Origin of the sequence: Mesorhizobium sp. B2-4-2 (assembly GCF_006442845.1) — a bacterium.
In the GTDB taxonomy this organism is placed as follows: Bacteria; Pseudomonadota; Alphaproteobacteria; order Rhizobiales; family Rhizobiaceae; genus Mesorhizobium.
On record NZ_VFVM01000019.1, the window covers coordinates 33,619 to 55,015 of the forward strand.

Here is a 21,397-nt window from a genome sequence, read left to right on the forward strand (position 1 = left end):
CCGTTCGGCATCCACATGCCGGTGCTCGACGAGGTCACGCTAACCGACGCCGATGCCCTTCAAGAGCTATTCCAACGCCATGGCAGTGTCCGTCACATCTTCGCCGGACGTGTCCACCGGCTGATCGCCGGCAAATGGCGCGGCATTCCGGTCAGCACCATCATCCATTTCCACGATTTTCCGGTTGGCTAGCACTTAAGCAGGGGGCGCCCCTTCTCTCGCCATCAAGCGCGCTCACGGTTGAAGTTTTTCCGGGCCCGAATGCGTCGAACCGTCGCGAGCGTTTGGTTGTCGGATTTGCCGGTTTTCCCACCTTGCTCGTGATGCTGGAAAGGGTACAAAAGTGCTACGAATCTGGACATTAGTCTTGACAGAAATACAGATGTTCAATACCCGTCAGGTGATTGAATAGCAGCATTACGGGAGGAATGAGCGGTATGGCTTCCAATGTTTCGTTGACGGGCCTTGCCCGTGATCTCGAGGTGCGGGCCAAGTCGGGCAAGCCAATCCGCATCGGCTTGATCGGTTCGGGCGAGATGGGAACCGACATCGTCACCCGCGTCGCCCATATGTCCGGCATCGAGATCGGCGCCATTTCCGAGCTGAACCTGCCCGCCGCCAGCAAGGCCGTGGATATCGCCTTCCAGGAAACCGGGCATGCGCGCGAAGTGTCGAACGCCTCGGCGATGACGGCCGCCATGGAGGCCGGCAAGGTGGCGGTCACCAACGACGCCAGCCTGGTCATCAACAATGACCTGATCGACGTCGTCATCGACGCCACCGGCGTTCCCGCCGTCGGCGCCGAGATCGGCTTGCGCGCCATGGAGCACGGCAAGCACCTGGTGATGATGAATGTCGAGGCCGACGTCACCATCGGCGCCTATCTCAAGAGCGAGGCCGACCGGCTCGGCGTCACCTATTCGCTGGGCGCCGGCGACGAGCCGTCTTCCTGCATGGAGCTTATCGAATTCGTCTCGGCGATGGGCCATCCGATCGTCGCCGCCGGCAAGGGCAAGAACAATCCGCTCAACATCGACGCCACGCCGCCCGACTATGAAGAGGAAGCCAAGCGCCGGCACATGAATGTGCGTATGCTGGTCGAGTTCGTCGACGGCTCCAAGACCATGGTCGAGATGGCGGCGATCGCCAACGCCACCGGGCTGGTGCCCGACAAGGCCGGCATGCATGGTCCGGCGGCGACGCTCGGCGAATTGTCCAAGGTGCTGGTGCCGCAGAAGGACGGCGGCGTGCTGTCGAAGGTCGGCGTCGTCGACTATTCGATCGGCAAGGGTGTCGCGCCCGGCGTGTTCGTCGTCGCCGACATGTCGCATCCGCGCATTTCGGAGCGCATGGAAGATTTGAAGATGGGCAAGGGCCCGTACTTCACCTTCCATCGGCCCTACCATCTGACCTCGCTCGAAGTGCCCCTGACCTGCGCCCGCGTCGTGCTCTACGGCAAGGCCGACATGGTGCCGCTGGCAAAGCCGGTGGCCGAAGTCGCAGCCGTGGCCAAGAAGGACATGAAGCCGGGCGAGAAGCTCGATGCGATCGGCGAATATTGCTACCGCGCCTGGATCATGACGGCGCCGGAAGCACATGCCGCCAGGGCCATTCCCTGCGGTCTGCTGCAAGGCGGTTCGGTGACGGCGCCGATCAAGAAGGGCGAGCTCATCACCTACGCCAATGCCGCCCCGGCTCCCGGCTCCAAGATCGCCGAACTGCGCGCGCGCCAGGACAAGCTCGTCTACGGAACCGTGGAGGTGTGATCATGGCCGCAGCCAGCAAAGCCGTCGCGGACAGCCGCGCCAACCTGCCCTTCGTCTATCGCCAGTACAGCGCCGAGCAGCTCAGACAGGTGCTCTACAAGATGTACCTCATCCGCCGCTTCGAAGAGGGCGCGGAGGAGAGCTACACGCGCGGCCTCATCCACGGCACCATGCATCTGTCGATCGGGCAGGAAGCCAGCGCCATGGGCATCTGCATGCCGCTCGGCGAGGATGACCAGATCACCTCGACGCATCGCGGCCACGGCCACTGCATCGCCAAGGGCGCCGAGGTCAAGCGCATGTTCGCCGAGTTCTTCGGCAAGACCACCGGCTACTGCAAGGGACGCGGCGGCTCGATGCACATCGCCGACGTGGCCAAGGGCAATCTGGGCGCCAATGGTATCGTCGGCGGCGGCATTCCGATCGCCGTCGGGGCGGCGCTCTCCTCCAAGATGATGAAGACCGGCAAGGTCGTGGTCTCCTTCTTCGGCGACGGCGCCAACAATGAGGGCGCTTTCCACGAGGCGCTGAACATGGCGGCGATCTGGAAGCTGCCGGTGATTTTCGTGTGCGAGAACAATGGCTACGGCATGTCGACGTCGACGGCCCGCTCGACCGCGGTCAAGAACATCGCCGAGCGCGCCGCCGCCTATTCGATGCCCGGCGTCATCGTCAACGGCAACATTTTTTCGGAGGTCGCCGAGGCGTCCTACAAGGCCGTCGAGCGCGCACGCGCGGGCGAGGGGCCGACGCTGATCGAGTCCAAGACCTACCGCCATCGCGGCCATTCCAAGAGCGACCGCAACCGCTATCGCACCAAGGAGGAGATCGAGGACTGGATGTCGAACCGCGATCCGATCACCCTGTTCGAAAGCGAGCTGCGCGACTTCGGGTTCATTGACGACAAGGGCATCGAGGCGATCCGCGAAGCGGTGGCCAAGGAAATCGCCGACGGCATCGAGTTCGCCAAGGCGAGCCCGTCGCCTGATGTCAGCGAGACCGGAAATTACGTGTATACGGAGCAGGCGTGATGGACGCGATGGCGCGTGAACTGAGCTACGCCCAGGCGATCCAGGAAGCCATGGCGATCGCCATGGACATGGACGAACGCGTCTTCCTGATGGGCGAGGACATCGGCGTCTATGGCGGCGCCTTCCAGGTGACCGGCGATCTGGTCGAGCGCTACGGCGCGGACCGGGTGATGGATACGCCGATCTCGGAACTGGGCGGCGCGGGTGTCGCGGTGGGTGCGGCCCTCACCGGGATGCGGCCGATCTTCGAGTTCCAGTTCTCCGACTTTGCCACGCTCGCCATGGAGCAGATCGTCAACCAGGCGGCCAAGATGCGCTTCATGCTGGGCGGTGAGGTTTCCGTTCCCGTGGTGATGCGCTTTCCCGCCGGTTCCGGCACCGGTGCCGCCGCGCAGCACAGCCAGAGCCTGGAGGCCTGGCTCGGCCATGTGCCGGGCCTGAAGGTCATCCAGCCGGCGACGCCGCACGATGCCAAGGGCATGCTTTTGGCTGCCGTCGCCGATCCCGATCCGGTGATGATCTTCGAGCACAAGCTGCTCTACAAGATGAAGGGCCCGGTTCCGGAAGGCTACTACACGGTGCCGATCGGCAAGGCCAATATCCGCCGCGAAGGGCGCGATCTCACCATCGTCGCCACCTCGATCATGGTGCAGAAGGCGCTCGACGCCGCGGCCGCGCTGGAAGCGGAAGGCATCGACGTCGAAGTCGTCGACCTCAGGACGATCCGGCCGATGGACAAGCAGACCGTCATCGACAGCGTCAAGAAGACGTCGCGGCTGATGTGCGTCTACGAAGCGGTCAAGACGCTGGGCATCGGCGCCGAGGTCAGCGCCATGATCGCCGAGAGCGAGGCGTTCGACTATCTCGACGCGCCGATCGTGCGGCTGGGCGGCGCGGAGACGCCGATCCCGTACAATCCGGAGCTGGAGAAGGCGACGGTGCCGCAGGTTCCCGGCATCATCACCGCCGCCCGCGACCTCGTGAGAGGGGTTCGCTGAGACATGCCGACCGAAGTCATTCTTCCCAAGGTCGACATGGACATGGCGACCGGACAGATCTCGCGCTGGTTCGCCGAGGAAGGCGCCCGGGTCAAGAAGGGCGACGTGCTGTTCGAGATCGAGACCGACAAGGCGGCGATGGAAATCGACGCGCCGGCCAGCGGCATCCTGCGCGATGTCTCCGGCAAGGAAGGCGTCGATATCCCCGTCGGCGCGCCGGTTGCGTGGATCTATGCCGATGATGAAAGCTACGGGGCCAAGCAGGACAAGGCGCCAATCTCCCCCCTTGAGGGGGAGATGTCGACGAAGTCGACAGAGGGGGTTGCCTCAGAAGGCACCGCCCTCGCGCTGAGCCCGGTCGAACCGACCCCACCCGACCGGCCTTCGGCCGGCCACCCTCCCCTCGAGGGGGAGGGAAAAACCCGCGCTACACCCTTGGCGCGTCGATTGGCTCGTGAAGCAGGACTGAATCTCTCCGGCATATCAGGCACAGGCCCACATGGCCGCGTCGTGAAGGCGGATATCGATGCGGTACTCTCCTCCCCCCTCGAGGGGGAGGTGTCCGCGAAGCGGACGGAGGGGGTCGTCTCAGGAGGCACCGCTTTTGCGCCGAGCCCCGTCGAAGCGACCCCACCCGACCGGCCTGCGGCCGGCCACTCTCCCCTCAAGGGGGAGGGGGACGTGCTGCGCCTGTTCGAGGAAGGCTCCTATGAACTCGTCCCGCACGACAACATGCGCAAGACCATCGCGCGCCGGCTGGTCGAGGCCAAGACCACCATCCCGCATTTCTACCTGACGCTCGACTGCGAGCTCGATGCGCTGCTTTCGCTGCGCACGCAGCTCAATGCGGCCGCACCGGTAAAGAAGACCGACAAGGGCGAGGCGCCCGCCTACAAGCTGTCGGTCAACGACATGGTGATCAAGGCGATGGCCATGGCCCTGAAAGCGGTGCCGGATGCCAATGCCTCGTGGACCGAAAGCGCCATGGTCAAGCACAGGCATGCCGATCTCGGCGTTGCCGTCTCGATCCCCGGCGGCCTGATCACGCCGATCATCCGCAAGGCGGACGAAAAGACGCTGTCGGTGATCTCCAACGAGATGAAGGACCTGGCCAGCCGCGCGCGCAGTCGCAAGCTGAAGCCGGAAGAGTATCAAGGCGGCACCACGGCGGTGTCGAACCTTGGCATGTTCGGCATCAAGGATTTCGCCGCCGTCATCAACCCGCCGCATGCGACGATCCTGGCGGTGGGCGCCGGCGAGGAGCGGGCGGTGGCCAAGAACGGCGAGATCAGAATCGCCACGGTGATGTCGGTGACGCTGTCGACCGACCATCGCGCCGTGGACGGAGCACTCGGTGCCGAACTGCTGGTCGCCTTCAAGAAGCTGATCGAGAACCCGATGGGCATGCTGGTGTAGGTCACGTTGACGTGAGCCGGCGTCGAATGATGCGCCGGCTCACCACAGAATCGACTTGTCAGGCGCGAACCCTTCGCCCATGTTTCAGGTGGACTGTGATCAAGGGAGGTCCGCATGCCCGCATTCGATCCATCCGACGTCAAGACCCTGTTCGGCAAGGTGATGGGCGCGTCTCCGTCCGACATCAAGCTGGTGGCGCAGCGCCTGCACGATCACGCTTTCGAGCCGCGCATGTCGGCGGACGAAACCAAGCAACTCGTCGCCAGTCTCGGCTATGAGAGCCTGGATGCGTTCTGCGCCGACATCGGCTTGCCTGCGCATATCGCGGAGCGCTGGGGCCGCTTCGGCGTTTCCGGCGAGATGAAGCAGGTGTTCACGCTGCTGGCGGCCCAGCGCAGGCGGGTGGCCGAGGCGATCGCCGAATTCGAATCCATGACCCATGTCGGCGTCGAGGATTTCTTGCGCGAACGCGGCCTGATCTAAGCGGCACTGGAAGCAGCGTCAGCCAGCCTTTGCCAGCAGCGCCGTCGCCGTATCGCTGTCGGTGATCAGCACATTGGTGCTGACGGCCTTCAGCGCGGCGAGGATCGCGGCCACCTTGCGTTTTCCGCCGGCGGCCAGCACGACATTCGGCACCTGGCCGACGACATCGAGGTCGATGGCCATGACGCGGCCGTTGACTTCGTGGTCGACCAGCCTGCCTGAGGCATCGACGAAATAGCACAGCATGTTGGCGACCGCGCCCTTCGCTTTCAGCGACGCGATGAGCGACGACGGCACGATGCCGTGGCGGAAGATGGTCGCGTCCGGCGACATGTCGCCGACGGTAAGCAGCGCGATATCGGCGGCGGCAGCGCGCTGCCGCACGTCTTGCAGCGCCGGCTGCGCCCAGAGCAGGTCACGCAGCGAGGGGTTGTCGACCGTCACCGGCGCGGTGATCTGGTAGCTGTCGACCTCGAAGACATCGGCGACCTTGGCGGCGACGATGGACGGATTGATCCATTGCGAATGCGGCAGACTGCCGACGAGCGCCACGACCGAGGCGTGCTTCAGCTGCCGGCGGGCGAGAAAGCCCAAACTGGCATGCAGGGTCGCGCCGCCGCCGATTGCCAGCGTCATGCCGTCCTGCATCTGCTCGCCGAGATAGGCCGCCACGGCGTGGCCGATCGCCTTCTCCAGGTGGTCTTGCGCCGAAGGCGTCGGGATGACGACGGCGGCGTCGAGGCCCCAGCGCTTCTCGAGTGCACGTTCGAGCGCCACCTGTTCGGCGGTCGGCGCGTTGATCATGGTGACGACGATGCCTTCGGCCGTGCACGCGGCCAGCGTGCGCATGACCTTCACCCTGGAGACGTCGAGCTTCTCGGCGATCTGCTCCTGCGTGAAGCCCTCCACATAATAGAGCCACGCCGTCTTGACGTTGAGATCCGACGACACCATCGGCAATCCGGAGCGGGCCGGTCTGGGTTTTTCCACGGGCATCGCTTTTCGTCCTCATGAGCCTTGGCCTGGGCCCCGCATCGCCTCTTCGGAGAAAGGCCGGCCGCGTGTCAACTGGCACCGGATGTCCGGCGTGTCGATTGTTGCACAGTTTTGTTCATTTGTAATTGACATCGAACATATGAACATATTTTGTATATCTCACGCGCTGTGTCATCCACCAGTCATATGCGCCGTGCAGGGAGGAAGAGACAGGGAACCGGCCGGGGCCGGGCCAGTCGTGCACAGACAGGACAGGAGGTCTTATGAAGACGCTATTCATCAAGCTGCTGGGAAGCCAGCTGGCGCTCGCGGCAACTTTGTTTGCCGGCATGGCAAGTGCCGAAACGTTGACGCTCTACACATCCCAGCCGGAAGCCGATGCGGCCAAGACCGTCGAGGCCTTCAAGAAGGCGCAGCCCGGCATCGACGTGGCAATCTATCGTTCCGGTACCAGCGACATCCTCACCAAGATGGCGGCCGAATTCGCCGCCGGCAGCCCGCAGGCCGACGTGCTGTTGATCGCCGATGCGGTCTCGATGGAGCTGCTGAAGAAGGACGGCCGGCTGCTGCCTTATCCCGAGGCAAAGCTCGACGGCATCGAGCCGGATGCTTACGACGCCGACAAGACCTATTTCGGCAGCAAGCTGATCACCACCGGCATCGTCTACAACACCGCGGCCGCCGAGAAGCCGGAACATTGGGCCGATCTCGCCAAGCCGGCCTATGCCGATGGTCTCGTCATGCCGAGCCCGCTCTATTCAGGTGCCGCCGCCTACCTGCTTTCGGGCTTCGCCGGCGATGCCGATTACGGCTGGGATTTCTTCCAGAAGCTGAAGGCCAACAACACCGTCAGCGTGCGCGGCAATGGCGCGGTGCTGAAGTCCGTGGCATCAGGCGAGAAGCCCTATGGCATCCTCGTCGACTTCATGGCGATGAACGCCAAGAAGAAGGGCTCGCCGGTGGAATTCGTGTTCCCCTCGGAAGGCGTGCCGGCCGTGACCGAACCGGTCGCGATCATGAAGACGGCCAAGAATGTCGACGGCGCCAAGAAGTTCGTCGACTTCATTCTTTCGGACGAAGGCCAGAAGCTGGCGCTTTCCATGGGCTACCTGCCGGCACGGGCCTCGGTCGGCCGGCCCGAATGGCTGCCGGAAGGCGTCAAGGTCAAGGTGATGTCGTTCGACACCAAGGCAATCGTCGCCAAGACCGACGCCGACAAGGCGAAGTTCTCGGAACTGTTCGGCGGCTGACAAGGCTCGGCGATCCGGCCGGGATGCCGCTTCGGCGGCATCCCCACTGCGCGCTGGTCGAATTTCAGGACAGCAACCATGCCATCAACGATCAGGGAAAGCCGGGGCCAGGAAATGGTCCTGACGGCGGCGGTAGCCGTCGTCATCGTGCTGCTGTCCCTGCTGCCGATGCTGCGCCTGATCAAGGAAATCGTGGCACCCGGCGGCACGGTGTCAACGATGGCCCTGGAGGCCGGACTGAGAAGTCCGGCGACCTGGATCGCTACTTGGCATACGCTTGTCGTCGGCATAGGCGGCACGGTGCTTGCCGTGCTGTCGGGAACGCTGGTGGCGGTGCTCATCACGCTGACCGACATACGCGGCCGAAGCGCGCTGGTGCTCTGCTACGTCATGCCGCTGATGATCGCGCCGCAGGTCACGGCGCTTGCCTGGCTGCAACTGTTCGGACCGGCCAGCCCGTTCCTCAAGCTGTTCGGCGCCGCACCGCCGCTGGGCACCAAGAACCCGCTCTATTCCACGTCGGGCATCATCCTGCTGCTCGGCGTGCAGTATGGCCCGCTGGTGTTCCTGCTGGTGCGCGCCGGCCTGCGCAAGCTGCCGCGCGAACTGGTCGAGGCGGCGCGAGCCGGCGGCGCGAGCTGGTTCACCGTGCTCGTCACCATCGTGCTACCCCTGATGACACCGTCGATCATGGCGGCAGCGGCACTGGCCTTCGTGTCCTGCGTCGGCAATTTCGGCATTCCCGCCTTTCTCGGCATTCCCGCCAATTATCTCGTGCTGCCGACCTTGATCTATCAAAAGCTGGCCGGCGGCGGGCCGGCCGTGCTCGGCGAGACGGCGTTCCTGTCGGTGCTGATCGGCATCATCGCCATGGCCGGCATTATCGCCCAGGAGGTCATGAGCCGGCGCCGCGACTACCGCATCAGCTCCACCTCGCTGCCCGCCGAGCCCTACGAGCTTGGCCGCTGGCGTCCGGTCGTCCAGGCCGGCATGTGGCTGCTGGTCGTACTGGTGTTGTTCCTGCCGCTGTTCGGGCTGGTGCTGACGTCGCTGGTTCCCGGCTACGGCATCGCGCTCAGCGCCAAGACGGCGACGCTCGACAATTACCGCTTCGTGCTGTTCGAGCACGCTGCCGCCAGCCGCGCCTTCTTCAACAGCTTCTGGCTGTCTATCGCCGCCGCCTTCTTCGCGGTCCTCGTCGCCGTGCCGATCGGCTATCTCATTGCCTGGGGCAAGCAGCGCTGGGTGCGGCTGCTCAATCTTTCGGTCGAACTGCCCTATGCCTTGCCCGGCGTGGTGCTGGCGATCGCATCGCTGCTGCTGTTCCTGCGGCCGATCCCGCTGACCGGCATACAGCTCTACAACACGGTCTGGATCATCCTCTACGCCTATCTCGCCCGCTTCCTGGTGCTGGCCTTGCGGCCGACCATCAGCGGCTATCACCAGATCGACCGGACGCTGGAGGAGGCTGCACAAGTGGCGGGCGCGGGCCTGTTCACGCGCATGCGCACCATCGTCTTTCCTTTGGTGGCGCCGGCGGCGATCGCCGGTGGCCTGCTGATCTTCATGACGGCGCTCAGCGAGCTCACGGTCTCGGCGCTGCTGTGGTCGTCGGGTTCCGAGACAATCGGCGTGGTGATGTTCTCGTTCGAACAGGGCGGCGATTCCAACTACGCGGCGGCGATGTCCGTCATCACGGTCGCGGTCACCTTCGTGCTGATGCTGGTGACCAACCTGCTTGCCCCTCATCTTCCGAGTGGAGTTCTGCCATGGCGCGATTGACCCTGGACCATGTGACCAAGAGCTTCGCCGAGTTCGATGCGGTCAAGGACGTTTCGATCGATGTCGGCGACGGCGAATTCCTTGCCGTGCTCGGGCCTTCCGGCTGCGGCAAGACGACGTTGCTGCGGCTTGTCGCCGGCTTCGAGAAGGTGACGTCGGGCGAAATCCGCGTCGGCAGCGAGGTCGTGTCGGGTGCAGGCGGCAGCGTTCCACCAGAGAAGCGGCGGGTCGGCATCGTCTTCCAGAACTACGCATTGTGGCCGCACATGACGGTCGCCGAGAACATCGGCTATTCGCTCAAGGTTGCAAAGCTGGACAAGGCGGTCGCCCGCCAGAAGGTTGCCGACGCGCTGGCCCTGGTCAATCTACAGGGGTTAGGAGACCGTAGGCCGGCCAACCTCTCCGGCGGCCAGCGCCAGCGCGTGGCCCTGGCGCGCTGCCTGGTCGCCGCGCCCTCGCTGGTATTGTTCGACGAGCCACTCGCCAATCTCGACGTGCATCTCAGGGCCTCGATGGAGGACGAGTTCGCCGCCTTTCACAAGCGCACCGGCACGACCATCGTCTACATCACCCACGATCAGGCCGAGGCCATGGCGCTGGCCGATCGCATCGCGGTGATGGATCACGGTCGCCTGGTCCAGCTCGCGACCCCGCGCGAGCTCTATCATGAGCCGGCGAATGAAATGGTGGCCTCCTTCATTTCGCAGGGGATTCTGCTTCCGGCCGACGTGCTGAGCGCGGAGGAGGCCGGTCATTGCAAAGTCCGGGTTCTCGGAACAGAGCTGGTCGTCCGCTGCCGGGCAGGCGAGCGGCCGCGCGCCGGCGCAAGGATCTGCTGCCGGTCGGCCGATCTCGACGTTTCGCCGGACGGCCCCGGCTTCGATGGCCTCGTCAAGCGGGTGATCTACCAGGGTGGCTCGGCGCGCATCGAATTTACGCCTTCCGCAGGACCTGATCTTACCTTGCATTTCGAGCAGCCCGACCCGGTCGTGCTGGAGAGCGGAGCCCAGGCGCGCCTGCGCATTAAGTCCGGCTGGGTAATCCCGGCGGAGGCGGCGTCGTGATGAAGCTGGACCTGGCCGGCGGCTTCGGCGAAAAGGGCCGCACCAGCGTTGCCGTCCGCAGCGGAAACGATCGCATCCTGCTCGATATCGGCATCAAGGTCGGGGCCACAGGGGCGGAGTACTATCCGGCACTTGACGGGTCGATCGCCGACATCGACGCGTTGTTTGTCTCGCATGCGCACGAGGATCACGTCGGTGCTCTGAGCTGGCTTTTGTCGCGCGGCTATGCCGGTCCGATTTTCATGACGGCCGAAACCCGCGCCGAGGCTCCGGCCACGCTCGCCGGCTATGCCGATCCCGGGGATCTCAAGCGATTTCCCTTTCCGGAAGATCGCATCGAGATTTTCGAACCCGGCGATTTGCTGAAGAGCGGCAATCTCACGGTCAGGACGGGGAGGTCGGGACATGTCGTCGGCGGCGTCTGGTTTGCCGTCGACGATGGCAAGAGCCGCGTCGTCTATTCGGCCGACGTGGTGCCGGACAGCAATGTCTTCGTGATGGACGCGATCCCCGAATGCGATCTTCTCGTTCTCGACGCGTCCTATGGCGCCGATCCCGTGCCGGGTGCGGCGCGCGCCGAGGCCATTTCGGGCTGGGTGGCGCGCCATTCGAACGGATGCCTTCTGCCGACGCCGCTGTCGGGGCGGTCGCTGGAATTGATCGCGGCCTTGCCGGGACCCTTCGCCATCCACGCCGGCATGCGTGCTTCGCTCGAAGCGCAGATCGCCGCCACTTCAGCGCTGCTGCCTGGCGTATCCGAGATCCTGCGCTTGCGGCTGGGTAGTGCCGCAGACTGGACCGACGCCGACCCGCTGCCCTCGCTGCCCTTGCTGGCCGATGACGGCATGGGCGAGGCCGGGCCTTCGTCCCGCCTGCTGCCGCGCGCCGACCGGGCCGGCTTTCCGGTGTTGCTGACCGGGCATCTGCCCTCCGGCTCCCCCGGCGATCTGCTGCACAAAGCCGGCCGGGCGGACTGGGTGCGCATGCCCACCCACCCAACGCTGTCGGGCAATGTCGATATCTGGGAGAAGGCAGGGCGCCCGGAGGCGCTCGGTCATTCCTGCGCGAGCGAACTCCTCGACGACCTGAAAGCCCATATTCCGTCGCTGCGCCCGCAATGCCGCACCGGCCAGAGCATAACGGTGCGCCGAGGAAAAGAGACATGAGACTCCTGATCTGCAACGATGACGGCATCGAGGCGCCGGGCCTTGTCCGGCTGGTCAAGGCGGCCGGCGGCCTGAGCGACGATTTGTGGGTGGTGGCACCCGACGGCAAGCGCACCGCCGCGGGCGCGTCGCTGACGATCGCGCGGCCGTTGACGATGCGACGCGTCAAGCCCGGCTGGTATTCGTGTTCCGGCACTCCGGCCGACTGCGTGGTGAGCGCGATGGCCTGGCTGTTCGCGGATGGCCAAAAGCCCGACCTGGTTCTGGCGGGCGTCAATGACGGGCGCAACGTCGCCGAGGACCTTGCCTATTCCGGGACGCTGGGCATTGCGCGCGAGGCGACATTCTGGGGTATTCCGGCGATCGGCTTTTCCCGGGTGAAGAATCCGGACTTCAGCGGTGTCGACGACGAGTGGCTCGGCGCGTTGATCGCCTCGCTCTGGCGGTCGCGTGAAGAGTGGGCGGCGGATGGCCATTGGCTCAGCATCAACCTGCCGGCTTCGCTGCCGGCCGGGATCCGGCAGCCGCGCATCGGCCGCGACAAGATCGGCCGCAAGGCTGAAATCCTGGAGAGCGACGGCGATCGCACCGTCATCACAGTCCCGCGCGGGCGCGCTCACGCAAGTGAGCCGGGCGACGAGAACGAGGCGATCGATGCCGGCTTCGTCAGCATCAACCGGCTGAACTGGTTTGGCGAAACGCCGCTGGACGGACAGTTTCTGGACGAGATCCAGCACCAGCGGCAAGGCTAGTCACTCGTCACAGAACAGGGTCGTTGCGAATATTCAGGACGGTACGGTCGCTCGACCAGCCGTGCCAACGCCTCGACGGGCGGCGCAGCGGCGCGGATCATCCAGATCACCGAGCTGTGCAGCGGTTAAATTGCATCAATCCAAAGCCTATGCTTGAAGCCGCCGCTATTTCATTCCACATCGGTCAGCATGAAGGACGAGGCACGAGAGCGGCGTCGGGATCTGTTGTGGGCGCTGCCCGCATCGCTGATCCTGCATGCGCTCCTCGCAGCGCTGGTGTTCTACAACCTGCCGAGGCCAGCCCAAGAGCCGCAGCAGGACCAGCCGGTAAATGTCGCGCTCGTGCCTCCGCCCGATCAGCCAAAACCGAAACCTGCTCCCGCACCGCCAAAGGAGCCCAAAGCCGAGAAGCCGCCGGAAACGAAGGCTGAAGAACCGCCCGCAAAGCAGCCGCGCAAGACGCCGCCGATCGAGACCTTGAGACCTGTCTTTCAGTTCGGCGACAAGGACGCCGGCCCCAGGAAATCCCTGGACGGAGCCAGCGCTCAAGACAATTCGCCAGCGCCTGCCAAGGAGGAGACGTCGAAGCCGCCTGTGACACCTGAGCCTGCGGAGACCAAGTCTGGCGCGCCGGCGGTCACCGAAAAGGGGGCAGAGTTGCCCGAGGCCGGCGAGAAGCCGGCAACCGCCGCGAAGGATGCCGAGTCCCTGAAGGATGCTGAGGAGGCGGAAACCCCCGACGCCGACAAGCAAACGGCCGCGGCACCGCCGTTGGCCGCCGATGACGGCGACACTGAGGTCGAGCTTCCCATATCGGCTGAAAAGCCGACGCCCAAACCCGCAAATGCGCCGAAGCCCGGCTCTTCAAAGGTCTCGAAGTCCCCCAAGGGGAGCGCGGGAGACCCAGCTTCCCCTGATGTCGCCAGTGCCGCGTCGCGTCGCTATTCCGGGCTTCCGGGCGTTCGCAAGCTCTATTCGCAAGACGCTACCGGCGATGCGCTGGCCACGACCTCGATGGGCGGCGTGCCGCGCGCCCAGCGTGGTGCCAAACTTTGCGCCAGCGCATTGCAGCAGCAATTGCTGGACGCCTCTTATTTCCCCGACTTGATCCCAAGCGTGCCGCTGAAGGCCGGCAATATTCTCAACGCCCCGGATGTCGCTTTCCGCGCAACGGGCACGTGGTACCATGTGGGCTTCCGCTGCGAGGTCGACAGCGATGTGACCAGGGTTTTGTCGTTCGGCCTACGTGTCGGATCTGTAATCCCGCCCGACGAATGGGTTCGGCTTGGACTACCCACTCGCTAGAACAAGCTCTTAGGCGGGGACACCGAGCCCGGACAATTGCCGGCTGATCTCTTGCCAGTCGGTGCAGACGAAATCGGCGCCGGCCGCCTTCAGTCGCGCGCCATGCTCGGGATAGGTGTGGCCGCCGCCGGTGTAGCCGATCGCCGTCATGCCGGCGGCAACCGCGCCCTGGATACCGAAGGGCGAATCCTCGATGACGATGCAGTCCGCCGGATTGGCGCCCCTCTTTGCCGCGGCGAACAGGAAAATGTCCGGCGCGGGCTTGCCGTTCTTAACCATCGAGGAGCTGTAAATTGCGTCGCCGAAGAACCGTGCCAGCGCCGTCACTGCCAGGCTGTGGTTTATGCGCTCGACGGAGGACGACGAGGCAACGCAGCGGTCGCCCTCAAGCGCCTCCAGAAACGCGGCGATTCCTGGTGTCGGCTTCAGTTCCTGCGAAAACAGGATCCTGGTCTCGGTCCAGATGTCGCCATCCGCCGCCGCCGGAAACTGATGGCCGGTCAATTCCCTGATTTTGACGATGATGTCGGACTGTTTCATGCCGATGCACTGAGCGATGATGCCGCCGTGCACGCCCGGCATGCCGTGCTTTTCATAGACGCGCTCATAGGCCCTCGCGGCCAGCGGTTCGCTGTCGACGAGAACGCCGTCGCAATCGAAAATGATAGGCCTTGATCGCGCCACGCGCTTCTCCCCGGAGTTTTGCACTTTGCTACCGGCAAAAAGTCAAATGTTCAATAGCGTGGTGGTCGGGCGCCAAAATCTGTCAAAGCTGGCGTAGCGCATCGCTGGCCCGGGCCGACCCAAGCGCCCTTTGCATGGCCTGCCGCGATTGCGCGCGATCCGGCGTGATCCAGTTCGGTTCGGCGCCAAGGAAGCGGTCGAGGAAAGCCACGGCATAGGCCGGCATCTCGGTCACGTTCTCGCGATAGGACCACCATGTGCGCAGGTCGTCGGCGCATTTGTCGATGCTGGGCGCTGAGCCGAATTCCTGCTCGTAGATCGCCGAAATCACCGAAACGCAATAATTGGTGTAGAGGAACCCCTCAGGCCAGAAGCGGACGATTTCCAGCGTGCCGGCATTCTGCTCGGTCTCGACGAGATGGCTGAGGCCGGAGACTTCCCTGGCCGGCGCCTGCCGTATCAGTTCGCGCAGCACGAGGCCGGCGGCAAAGACGATGAAGTCGGCGCGGTCGATCGCGGCGAAACGCTTCTGCGCCTCCATGATCTCGACCCAGTCGAGAAAAGCCCTTGTGAGCCTGGCTTCGTCGATTTCAAAACGCACGCCGAATGTGTCGGACACCACCTTGGCGCTGCCGCGAAACGTGGCGCGGAACCAGCGCAATTGCCGCAACCGATGGCGAAGGTCGGGCATAAGGGCCAGTTCATCCCTGAAGGGCAGTTCCATTTCACATATCCCGTTTGACGACAGGCTAGCACAACCGTGCCGTCGCCGAAATCGGCCGACGGCCCTGTGGATGACCGTGACCGAGGTCAATATCATACATATTGACATTCTCGGAAACAAATGTTCTCACTTTGCTGTTGTCGCGCATCCGTCCAAGATGCGGTTCAATGAAGGCTTCGGGAGGAGAACCGAATGGCGATTTGGCAGTGGGGACTGCTTCTGCTGGTTATTGTGTGGGCGCTGCAGTCGCTCGGCGTCTGGCTGCAGATGCGGCACTATTCGGACGTCTTCCGGGGCGTCACCGACCAGTACAAGGATGGCTTCGTCGGGGCCGGCAATTTTCGCGGCCGGCTGGCCAAGGGCACCATCGCGCTCGTCGTGGTGACGCCGGACCTGATCGTGCGCCGCATGATGGTCATGAGCGGGCGCTCGGTATTCACCAAATTCAAACGACATCAACAATTCGAGGGTGTTCCCCTCGATCAACTCCGGTCCAACCCTGCGATCTTGGGGGAGGGGGAACCCGGTGTGGCCGAGGCCGTGAAACGGGCGATTGAACAGATCGACAAAGCACGGTCGGAGCCGGGGAAGAAGCCGGGCTTGTCCGGCTTGAACGTAGCAAGGGCCTAGAGGACGCCGCGCACCGGCCGGAATCAACCGGCGGGCGGCATAAGGAGGAGAAATGTCTGTATTTTCGTTATTGGCGCAGCATGCCGACATGGCCGTGCATAACCTGCATGTTGCAGGCACCATGGTCTCGGATGCTGCCTGGCATGGCAGGCTCGGCGTCGAGCATGCCACCGATCATCTCGTGGTGTTGGCGCAGGCGCAGACCGACAGCGCGCCTGTCACCGCCGATCAGCTGAAGGAACAGCTGAAAAATGTGCAGCAGGAAGAGCAACTCGGCTGGCTGACCGCAATCGGCAAATACTTCATCGGCATCTTCCAGAAAGGCGGCGAAGTGTTCGCCGGCTTCGTCACCGGCATCATCCCGACACTGGTGGTGCTGATGACCGCCTTCTACGCCGTCACCGAACTGGTCGGCGAGGAGCGCGTCCACGGCCTGGCACGCGGCGCCGGCAGGATCGCGCTGACCCGCTATACACTGCTGCCTCTGCTGGCGGTGTTCTTCCTCACCAATCCGATGGCTTACACCTTCGGATCGTTCCTGGAAGAAAAGCACAAGCCCGCCTTCTATGACGCGGCTGTCTCCTACGTGCATCCGCCGCTCGGCCTGTTCCCGCATATCAACCCCGGCGAATACTTCGTCTGGGGCGGCATGCTGGTCGCCTTGCTCGACCTCGAGAAGCGGGGTGTCGTCGCCGGAGGCTATCACGTCAAGGTGGCGATCTGGTACGCCATCGTCGGCCTCGTCGTCATCCTGCTCAAGGGCATGCTGACCGAGCGCATCACCGCCATCATGGCACGCCGCCAGGGCATCGAGCTGTAAGGGCGGGGAGGACATCATGGCCAAGACATACAAAGCCGTAAGGATCTCCCGGGGCTCCACGGGCTGGGGCGGCCCGCTCGTCATCGAGCCGACCGCACAGCGCGACAAGATCGTCTCCGTCACCGGAGGCGGCATCCATCCCGTGGCACAGCTCATCGCCGACATGACCGGCGCCACGGCCGTCGACGGCTTCAAGGCGCCGCCGATCGAAAGCGAGATGGCGGTCGTCGTCGTCGACTGCGGCGGCACCGCACGCTGCGGCGTCTATCCGCGCAAGCGCATCCCGACCGTCAACCTGACGCCGGTCGGCCAGGCTGGGCCGCTCGCCCAGTTCATCACCGAGGACATCTACGTTTCGGGCGTGAAGCCGGCCAATGTCACGATGGCGGACGGATCCGAGGCGGTCACCACTGCGGGGGGAGCAGCATCGATGAGTCCAGGCAACAACACCGCGGCCGCGGCACCACGGCCGCTGCCGAGCGAAGGCGGGCTGATCGGCCTGATCAGCTCGATCGGCCGCGTCATGGGCCGCGTGGTCGGCATCTTCTTCAATGCCGGCCGCCGTACGATCGACCAGGTGGTGCGCAACGTGCTGCCGTTCATGGCCTTCGTGACCATGCTCATCGGCCTGATCCTGTACACCGGCATCGGCGACGTGCTTGCCCAGCCGATGGGACCGCTCGCCAACAACATCGTCGGCCTGCTGATCATCTCGGCTATCTGCGGCCTGCCGTTCCTGTCCCCCATCCTGGGACCGGGTGCGGTCATCGCGCAGGTCATCGGCGTCGCCATCATCGGTCCGCAGATCGCCAACGGCACGATTTCGCCGGCGATGGCGCTGCCGGCGCTGTTTGCCTACAACACCCAGGTGGGCTGCGACTTTGTCCCGGTCGGCCTGGCGCTCGGTGAAGCCAAGCCCAAGACGATCGAAATCGGCGTCCCGGCGGTTCTCATCAGCCGCCAGATCATGGGCCCGGTCTCGGTGCTGATCGCCTGGGTCGTCAGTCTGATCGTGTTCTAAGCAAATTCCGGGAAAGCCTGAAACGGCTTTCCCGGAAAAAGGCGCGTAGCGCTTTCCCTTGGGAATTGCGCCAAAGCACGGAGATAGAGGGGTTCACGGGGCGTCCGTGACCCCCTCGAGGAAAGTAAGGAAATGAGGTTCGCCATATGACGGTTCTGCTGAGAACACGGGTCACTTCCATTGGGCCTGAAGTAGCGGACCTTGCCGAAGGGGGCGTGCTCATCCTGTTCGCGGATGGCTCGCCGCCGGAGCTTGCCGAGGTTTCCGTGCTCCACAAGACGGAACTCGGGCCCAGCGAAGGCGCGCCGCAGAAGGGCGCGTCGATCACCCTTGGACCTGTTTCCGCGACAATCACGGCGGTCGGCTCCAGCGCCTGGAGCAAGGTGCTCGAGATGGGGCATGTCGTCATCTCGTTCAATGGCGCCACCGAGGCCGAGCGGCCGGGCGAGATCTGCGCTTCGCAGGTCGACACTCAAGCGCTCGTGGCCGCCCTGAAGACAGACGCGATCATCACCATCGCCGCCTGAAGCATTCGCGCCGCGACCCATGTCGGCGCGGCGCCACAACAGAGTATTTGCCATGGAACGCTCGACCATCGTCAGAGTGCATGAAGGTTTGCACGCCCGTCCCGCCACGCGCTTCGTCAAGCTTGCCAAGGGTTTCGAATCCGATGTCGAGCTGGTCAAGGACGGCAAGGCGGTCAGCGCCAAGAGCTCGGTCAAGCTGATGCTGCTGGCGGTGAAGGAAAACCAGGAAGTCACCGTGCGGGCGAATGGCGCGGACGCCATCGAAGCGATCGAGGCGCTGATCGGCTATCTCGAGAACCCGAAGGCAGGTCTCGACGATGACGATCCGCAATCGGCCGCCAACACGGGCGAGGAAACTGTGCCGGCGTCCGAACCCGTACCGGCTGTTTCAGGCGCGGCCGGTTTGCGCGGCGTCGCGGCGAGCGAGGGCGTCGCCATCGGGCCTGCCTTCGCGCATTTTCCACCTGACATCGCTGGACAGGGCCGCATGCTGCGGGCGGAGGAGATCGCCGGCGAGATCGACAGGTTCCGCGCCGCCGTCGCCGCCGTTCAGGCGCGCATGGACAAGGCGCTGGCGCAGGACACCCTGTCCGCCGGAGATCGCGGCATCATCGCGGCGCTGCGGGACATCGCCGCCGACGACAGCCTGACCGGCGAGGCCGAGGAGGCGATCAAAAGCGGAAACGATGCGGTTTCGGCCGTCATCACCGCCGCCTCCACCATTGCCGCCGATTTCAGCGCGGTCGACGATCACTATCTCAACGCGCGCGCCGACGACGTGCATGCGGTCGGACGACAGATCTGTCTGGCGTTGCTCGGCCAGGATGACGCCAGCCTCGAAAATATCCCCGAAGGCGCCATCCTGATCGCCGACGATATCGGCGCCTGGGACCTGGCGCGGGCGCCGCTGAAGCGCATCGGCGGGGTGGTATGCGGCCATGGCGGGGCCACCTCGCATATTGCCATCATCGCCCGTTCGCACGGCATTCCGGCAGTGCTGGGCCTTGGCGACCAGATCAATGCCCTGCGCAGCGCGCGCGAAGTGGCCGTGGACGGCAATGGCGGGCAGGTGATCGTCGACCCCGATGCGGCGACCCGCGCGGACTTCGCCGCCCGCGTCCAGGCGGCGGCCAAGGAGCGCGCCGGACTGGCCGTGTTCAAGACCGTGACGCCCAAACTCGCGGACGGCAGGATCATCGAGGTCGCCGCCAATATCGGCTCGCTGGAGGAAATCGAGGCAGCGCAGGAAGCCGGCGCCATGGGCGTCGGCCTGTTCCGCACCGAGCTTCTGTTCATGCGCCATATGCATCTGCCCTCCGAGGACATGCAGGCCGAGACCTATGCGGCGCTGGCCAAGGCATTCGCGCCCTATCCCGTCATCGTGCGCACGCTCGACATAGGCGGCGACAAGCCGATCGCCGGCATCGAATTTCCCGACGAGGAAAATCCCTTCCTCGGCTGGCGCGGCATCCGCATGTGCCTCGACCGGCCCGACATCTTCAAGCGCCAGCTACGGGCGCTGCTCAGGGCAGCCGTGCACGGCAACATCAAGGTGATGTTGCCGATGGTCTCCGACATATCGGAGGTGCGGCAGACGCGGGTCCTGGTTGCCGAATGCGCGGCGGAACTGAAGGCGCAAGGCGTGCCGCATGCGGCGTTCGATCTCGGCGTGATGATCGAAACGCCGGCCGCCGTTCTGATCGCGCCGGCGCTGGCGAAAGAAGTGTCGTTCTTCTCGATCGGCACCAACGACCTGACCCAGTACATCATGGCCGCCGACCGGCTCAACCCGACCGTGGCCAAGCTCAATGATGTCGCCAACCCGGCCGTCATGTCGGCGATCGAGTTGACCGCAAAGGCCGGCGTGGCCGCCGGCATCATGGTGGGCATGTGCGGCGAGGCGGCCGGCCGCCCGGATCTCATCCCGGCCTTTCTCGAGATGGGGCTGACCGAGCTCTCGATGAGCCCGGCCTCGATCCAGCGCGCCAAGAAGACCATCACGTCCATGGCGGCCGGGCGATAGTCCCGACCGGAACCGGCAGCTAGGGCAGATGGGCAAGCAAGGTGGCGAAGACAGGTGTCAATTCATCGACCGGGCTCGCCTTGGCACAGGCCTTGACGATGCGGTCGTGACGGATGCCGGCCGCCAGAACAGCGGTCTCCAGCATGTCGGGCTCCGGCGCACCGTCGCTGGCCGTTGTGGCCAGGCCGCAGGCCAGGACGACAGGGGCCAGGCAAGCTATGTCCAGCGCCCGGTCGCCGATTGCATCCGGTTCGGCTTCGGCAAAGCGGACAGGCCGGTGGTTGAGGCACTCGACCAGCAGCCCCGCACAGGCAGCGGCGACGGCCGGCAGCGCGGCGGGGCCGGGTCTGGCGGGTATCGCGGCCAGCAGACCGGCGTGGCGTTTTCGCATGGCGGCGTGGACGGCGGCGAAATCCGCCTCGTGGATCCGGGCATTGTCGATCTTCAGGGCGGCGAGCACGGTCCTGGTCAGATAGTACATGTCGCGCCGGAAGACGCGCTCGGCGCTCGACCGGCGTTCCTCGTTGCCGGCCGGGAAATAGATGCCAAGGCCTTTCACGGTCGTTCCGTCGATCTTCGTCGGGCGGTCATGCGGGACAAAGGATTCGGCGATCGACAAGGCTTCGTCGACGGCACTGGCGGCATGGCCGAGCAGGCCTTCGATGCCTTTGCCCGGGAACGGCGGCAAATGGCTGGTTGCTTCCCGCACGAGATTGGCCTCGCTGTCGCTGTCGTGGCGGCTCTGGCGAATGATGTCGCGGACATCGCGCAGCCGGTCCTTCAAATTGACGCGGACATCCCTGGAGATTTGTCGGAGCATCGCGAATCGCCTCGAAAACGTCTACCGGCCTCGGCCGCCGAGAGCCGGCCGCTGACCCTACATTGTTCCTATCGATTGGTAGATCAATAGGCGATATTAAACCAGCGTGGAGAATCGGCGAGGGACTCCTACATCGCCG

General features: G+C 64.6%; 21 protein-coding genes. 17 read left to right on the forward strand and 4 right to left on the reverse strand.

Annotated features, from left to right (window positions below; translation table 11 throughout):
- Positions 1–15 precede the first annotated feature (15 nt).
- The 6 genes from FJ942_RS27325 (at position 16) to FJ942_RS27350 (ending at position 5,694) form a co-directional block, all read left to right on the forward strand.
- Positions 16–192 carry a hypothetical protein gene (locus tag FJ942_RS27325; RefSeq protein WP_224619737.1) on the forward strand — a complete coding sequence of 59 codons (177 nt, stop codon included), beginning with the start codon at positions 16–18 and terminating at the stop codon, positions 190–192.
- A gap of 245 nt (positions 193–437) precedes the next feature.
- Complete coding sequence (locus FJ942_RS27330) at positions 438–1,766, forward strand: NAD(P)H-dependent oxidoreductase (RefSeq protein WP_140525493.1); 1,329 nt, start codon at positions 438–440, stop codon at positions 1,764–1,766.
- 2 nt (positions 1,767–1,768) lie between these two features.
- Entirely contained in the window at positions 1,769–2,797 is a 1,029-nt protein-coding gene (locus tag FJ942_RS27335; protein ID WP_140500625.1) for a thiamine pyrophosphate-dependent dehydrogenase E1 component subunit alpha, read from the forward strand.
- Entirely contained in the window at positions 2,797–3,795 is a 999-nt protein-coding gene (locus tag FJ942_RS27340; protein ID WP_140899543.1) for an alpha-ketoacid dehydrogenase subunit beta, read from the forward strand. Before FJ942_RS27335 ends, FJ942_RS27340 begins: the two co-directional genes overlap by 1 nt.
- A gap of 3 nt (positions 3,796–3,798) precedes the next feature.
- Entirely contained in the window at positions 3,799–5,211 is a 1,413-nt protein-coding gene (locus FJ942_RS27345) for a pyruvate dehydrogenase complex dihydrolipoamide acetyltransferase (RefSeq protein ID WP_140899545.1), read from the forward strand.
- A 114-nt stretch (positions 5,212–5,325) separates the two neighbouring features.
- The gene (locus FJ942_RS27350; protein ID WP_140500628.1) at positions 5,326–5,694 is read left to right on the forward strand and encodes a hypothetical protein; all 369 of its coding nucleotides are present in this window, start codon (positions 5,326–5,328) and stop codon (positions 5,692–5,694) included.
- An 18-nt stretch (positions 5,695–5,712) separates the two neighbouring features.
- On the opposite strand, the gene FJ942_RS27355 is transcribed toward FJ942_RS27350, so the two are convergent.
- Positions 5,713–6,690, reverse strand: coding sequence for a sugar-binding transcriptional regulator (locus FJ942_RS27355; RefSeq protein ID WP_140500629.1), 978 nt, complete (start codon positions 6,688–6,690; stop codon positions 5,713–5,715).
- 263 nt (positions 6,691–6,953) lie between these two features.
- On the opposite strand from FJ942_RS27355, the gene FJ942_RS27360 reads away from it, so the two are divergent.
- From FJ942_RS27360 to FJ942_RS27385, 6 genes are all read left to right on the forward strand, one after another.
- Complete coding sequence (locus FJ942_RS27360) at positions 6,954–7,940, forward strand: ABC transporter substrate-binding protein (protein WP_140500630.1); 987 nt, start codon at positions 6,954–6,956, stop codon at positions 7,938–7,940.
- 78 nt (positions 7,941–8,018) lie between these two features.
- The gene (locus FJ942_RS27365; protein ID WP_140517918.1) at positions 8,019–9,722 is read left to right on the forward strand and encodes an iron ABC transporter permease; all 1,704 of its coding nucleotides are present in this window, start codon (positions 8,019–8,021) and stop codon (positions 9,720–9,722) included.
- Positions 9,710–10,786, forward strand: a complete 1,077-nt coding sequence (locus FJ942_RS27370) for an ABC transporter ATP-binding protein (protein WP_140899548.1) — start codon at positions 9,710–9,712, stop codon at positions 10,784–10,786. The genes FJ942_RS27365 and FJ942_RS27370 overlap by 13 nt, the downstream gene beginning before the upstream one ends.
- Positions 10,786–11,952: an MBL fold metallo-hydrolase gene (locus FJ942_RS27375; protein WP_140676472.1), complete on the forward strand. Its 1,167-nt coding sequence runs from the start codon at positions 10,786–10,788 to the stop codon at positions 11,950–11,952. The genes FJ942_RS27370 and FJ942_RS27375 overlap by 1 nt, the downstream gene beginning before the upstream one ends.
- Positions 11,949–12,704, forward strand: a complete 756-nt coding sequence (locus FJ942_RS27380) for a 5'/3'-nucleotidase SurE (RefSeq protein ID WP_140627881.1) — start codon at positions 11,949–11,951, stop codon at positions 12,702–12,704. Before FJ942_RS27375 ends, FJ942_RS27380 begins: the two co-directional genes overlap by 4 nt.
- A gap of 153 nt (positions 12,705–12,857) precedes the next feature.
- Positions 12,858–14,009 carry a DUF930 domain-containing protein gene (locus tag FJ942_RS27385; protein ID WP_348640492.1) on the forward strand — a complete coding sequence of 384 codons (1,152 nt, stop codon included), beginning with the start codon at positions 12,858–12,860 and terminating at the stop codon, positions 14,007–14,009.
- Positions 14,010–14,018: 9 nt separating this feature from the next.
- On the opposite strand, the gene FJ942_RS27390 is transcribed toward FJ942_RS27385, so the two are convergent.
- Together FJ942_RS27390 and FJ942_RS27395 are read right to left on the reverse strand one after the other, a co-directional pair.
- Positions 14,019–14,693 (reverse strand): HAD family phosphatase, encoded by a 675-nt coding sequence (locus tag FJ942_RS27390; protein WP_140525806.1) that lies wholly within the window; start codon positions 14,691–14,693, stop codon positions 14,019–14,021.
- A gap of 82 nt (positions 14,694–14,775) precedes the next feature.
- The gene (locus FJ942_RS27395; RefSeq protein WP_140517923.1) at positions 14,776–15,417 is read right to left on the reverse strand and encodes a hypothetical protein; all 642 of its coding nucleotides are present in this window, start codon (positions 15,415–15,417) and stop codon (positions 14,776–14,778) included.
- Between the two features lie 192 nt (positions 15,418–15,609).
- Between FJ942_RS27395 and FJ942_RS27400 the strand changes: the two genes are divergently transcribed.
- The 5 genes from FJ942_RS27400 (at position 15,610) to ptsP (ending at position 20,438) form a co-directional block, all read left to right on the forward strand.
- Positions 15,610–16,047, forward strand: a complete 438-nt coding sequence (locus FJ942_RS27400; RefSeq protein ID WP_140517924.1) for a transcriptional regulator GutM — start codon at positions 15,610–15,612, stop codon at positions 16,045–16,047.
- 52 nt (positions 16,048–16,099) lie between these two features.
- Positions 16,100–16,867, forward strand: a complete 768-nt coding sequence (locus tag FJ942_RS27405; RefSeq protein ID WP_140501608.1) for a PTS glucitol/sorbitol transporter subunit IIC — start codon at positions 16,100–16,102, stop codon at positions 16,865–16,867.
- Between the two features lie 16 nt (positions 16,868–16,883).
- Entirely contained in the window at positions 16,884–17,888 is a 1,005-nt protein-coding gene (locus FJ942_RS27410; RefSeq protein WP_140501606.1) for a PTS glucitol/sorbitol transporter subunit IIB, read from the forward strand.
- Between the two features lie 146 nt (positions 17,889–18,034).
- Complete coding sequence (locus tag FJ942_RS27415) at positions 18,035–18,415, forward strand: PTS glucitol/sorbitol transporter subunit IIA (RefSeq protein ID WP_140501604.1); 381 nt, start codon at positions 18,035–18,037, stop codon at positions 18,413–18,415.
- A 52-nt stretch (positions 18,416–18,467) separates the two neighbouring features.
- The gene (gene ptsP, locus FJ942_RS27420; protein WP_140501602.1) at positions 18,468–20,438 is read left to right on the forward strand and encodes a phosphoenolpyruvate--protein phosphotransferase; all 1,971 of its coding nucleotides are present in this window, start codon (positions 18,468–18,470) and stop codon (positions 20,436–20,438) included.
- A 19-nt stretch (positions 20,439–20,457) separates the two neighbouring features.
- On the opposite strand, the gene FJ942_RS27425 is transcribed toward ptsP, so the two are convergent.
- Positions 20,458–21,258, reverse strand: coding sequence for a hypothetical protein (locus tag FJ942_RS27425; RefSeq protein ID WP_140501600.1), 801 nt, complete (start codon positions 21,256–21,258; stop codon positions 20,458–20,460).
- Between the last annotated feature and the right edge of the window lie 139 nt (positions 21,259–21,397).

Bases quoted from the DNA above. Each gene is read 5' to 3' on its own strand.
- FJ942_RS27325 (WP_224619737.1), top strand. From the start codon at position 16: ATGCCGGTGCTCGACGAGGTCACGCTAACCGACGCCGATGCCCTTCAA.
- FJ942_RS27330 (WP_140525493.1), top strand. From the start codon at position 438: ATGGCTTCCAATGTTTCGTTGACGGGCCTTGCCCGTGATCTCGAGGTG.
- FJ942_RS27335 (WP_140500625.1), top strand. From the start codon at position 1,769: ATGGCCGCAGCCAGCAAAGCCGTCGCGGACAGCCGCGCCAACCTGCCC.
- FJ942_RS27340 (WP_140899543.1), top strand. From the start codon at position 2,797: ATGGACGCGATGGCGCGTGAACTGAGCTACGCCCAGGCGATCCAGGAA.
- FJ942_RS27345 (WP_140899545.1), top strand. From the start codon at position 3,799: ATGCCGACCGAAGTCATTCTTCCCAAGGTCGACATGGACATGGCGACC.
- FJ942_RS27350 (WP_140500628.1), top strand. From the start codon at position 5,326: ATGCCCGCATTCGATCCATCCGACGTCAAGACCCTGTTCGGCAAGGTG.
- FJ942_RS27355 (WP_140500629.1), bottom strand. From the start codon at position 6,690: ATGCCCGTGGAAAAACCCAGACCGGCCCGCTCCGGATTGCCGATGGTG.
- FJ942_RS27360 (WP_140500630.1), top strand. From the start codon at position 6,954: ATGAAGACGCTATTCATCAAGCTGCTGGGAAGCCAGCTGGCGCTCGCG.
- FJ942_RS27365 (WP_140517918.1), top strand. From the start codon at position 8,019: ATGCCATCAACGATCAGGGAAAGCCGGGGCCAGGAAATGGTCCTGACG.
- FJ942_RS27370 (WP_140899548.1), top strand. From the start codon at position 9,710: ATGGCGCGATTGACCCTGGACCATGTGACCAAGAGCTTCGCCGAGTTC.
- FJ942_RS27375 (WP_140676472.1), top strand. From the start codon at position 10,786: ATGAAGCTGGACCTGGCCGGCGGCTTCGGCGAAAAGGGCCGCACCAGC.
- FJ942_RS27380 (WP_140627881.1), top strand. From the start codon at position 11,949: ATGAGACTCCTGATCTGCAACGATGACGGCATCGAGGCGCCGGGCCTT.
- FJ942_RS27395 (WP_140517923.1), bottom strand. From the start codon at position 15,417: ATGGAACTGCCCTTCAGGGATGAACTGGCCCTTATGCCCGACCTTCGC.
- FJ942_RS27400 (WP_140517924.1), top strand. From the start codon at position 15,610: ATGGCGATTTGGCAGTGGGGACTGCTTCTGCTGGTTATTGTGTGGGCG.
- FJ942_RS27405 (WP_140501608.1), top strand. From the start codon at position 16,100: ATGTCTGTATTTTCGTTATTGGCGCAGCATGCCGACATGGCCGTGCAT.
- FJ942_RS27410 (WP_140501606.1), top strand. From the start codon at position 16,884: ATGGCCAAGACATACAAAGCCGTAAGGATCTCCCGGGGCTCCACGGGC.
- FJ942_RS27415 (WP_140501604.1), top strand. From the start codon at position 18,035: ATGACGGTTCTGCTGAGAACACGGGTCACTTCCATTGGGCCTGAAGTA.
- ptsP (WP_140501602.1), top strand. From the start codon at position 18,468: ATGGAACGCTCGACCATCGTCAGAGTGCATGAAGGTTTGCACGCCCGT.
- FJ942_RS27425 (WP_140501600.1), bottom strand. From the start codon at position 21,258: ATGCTCCGACAAATCTCCAGGGATGTCCGCGTCAATTTGAAGGACCGG.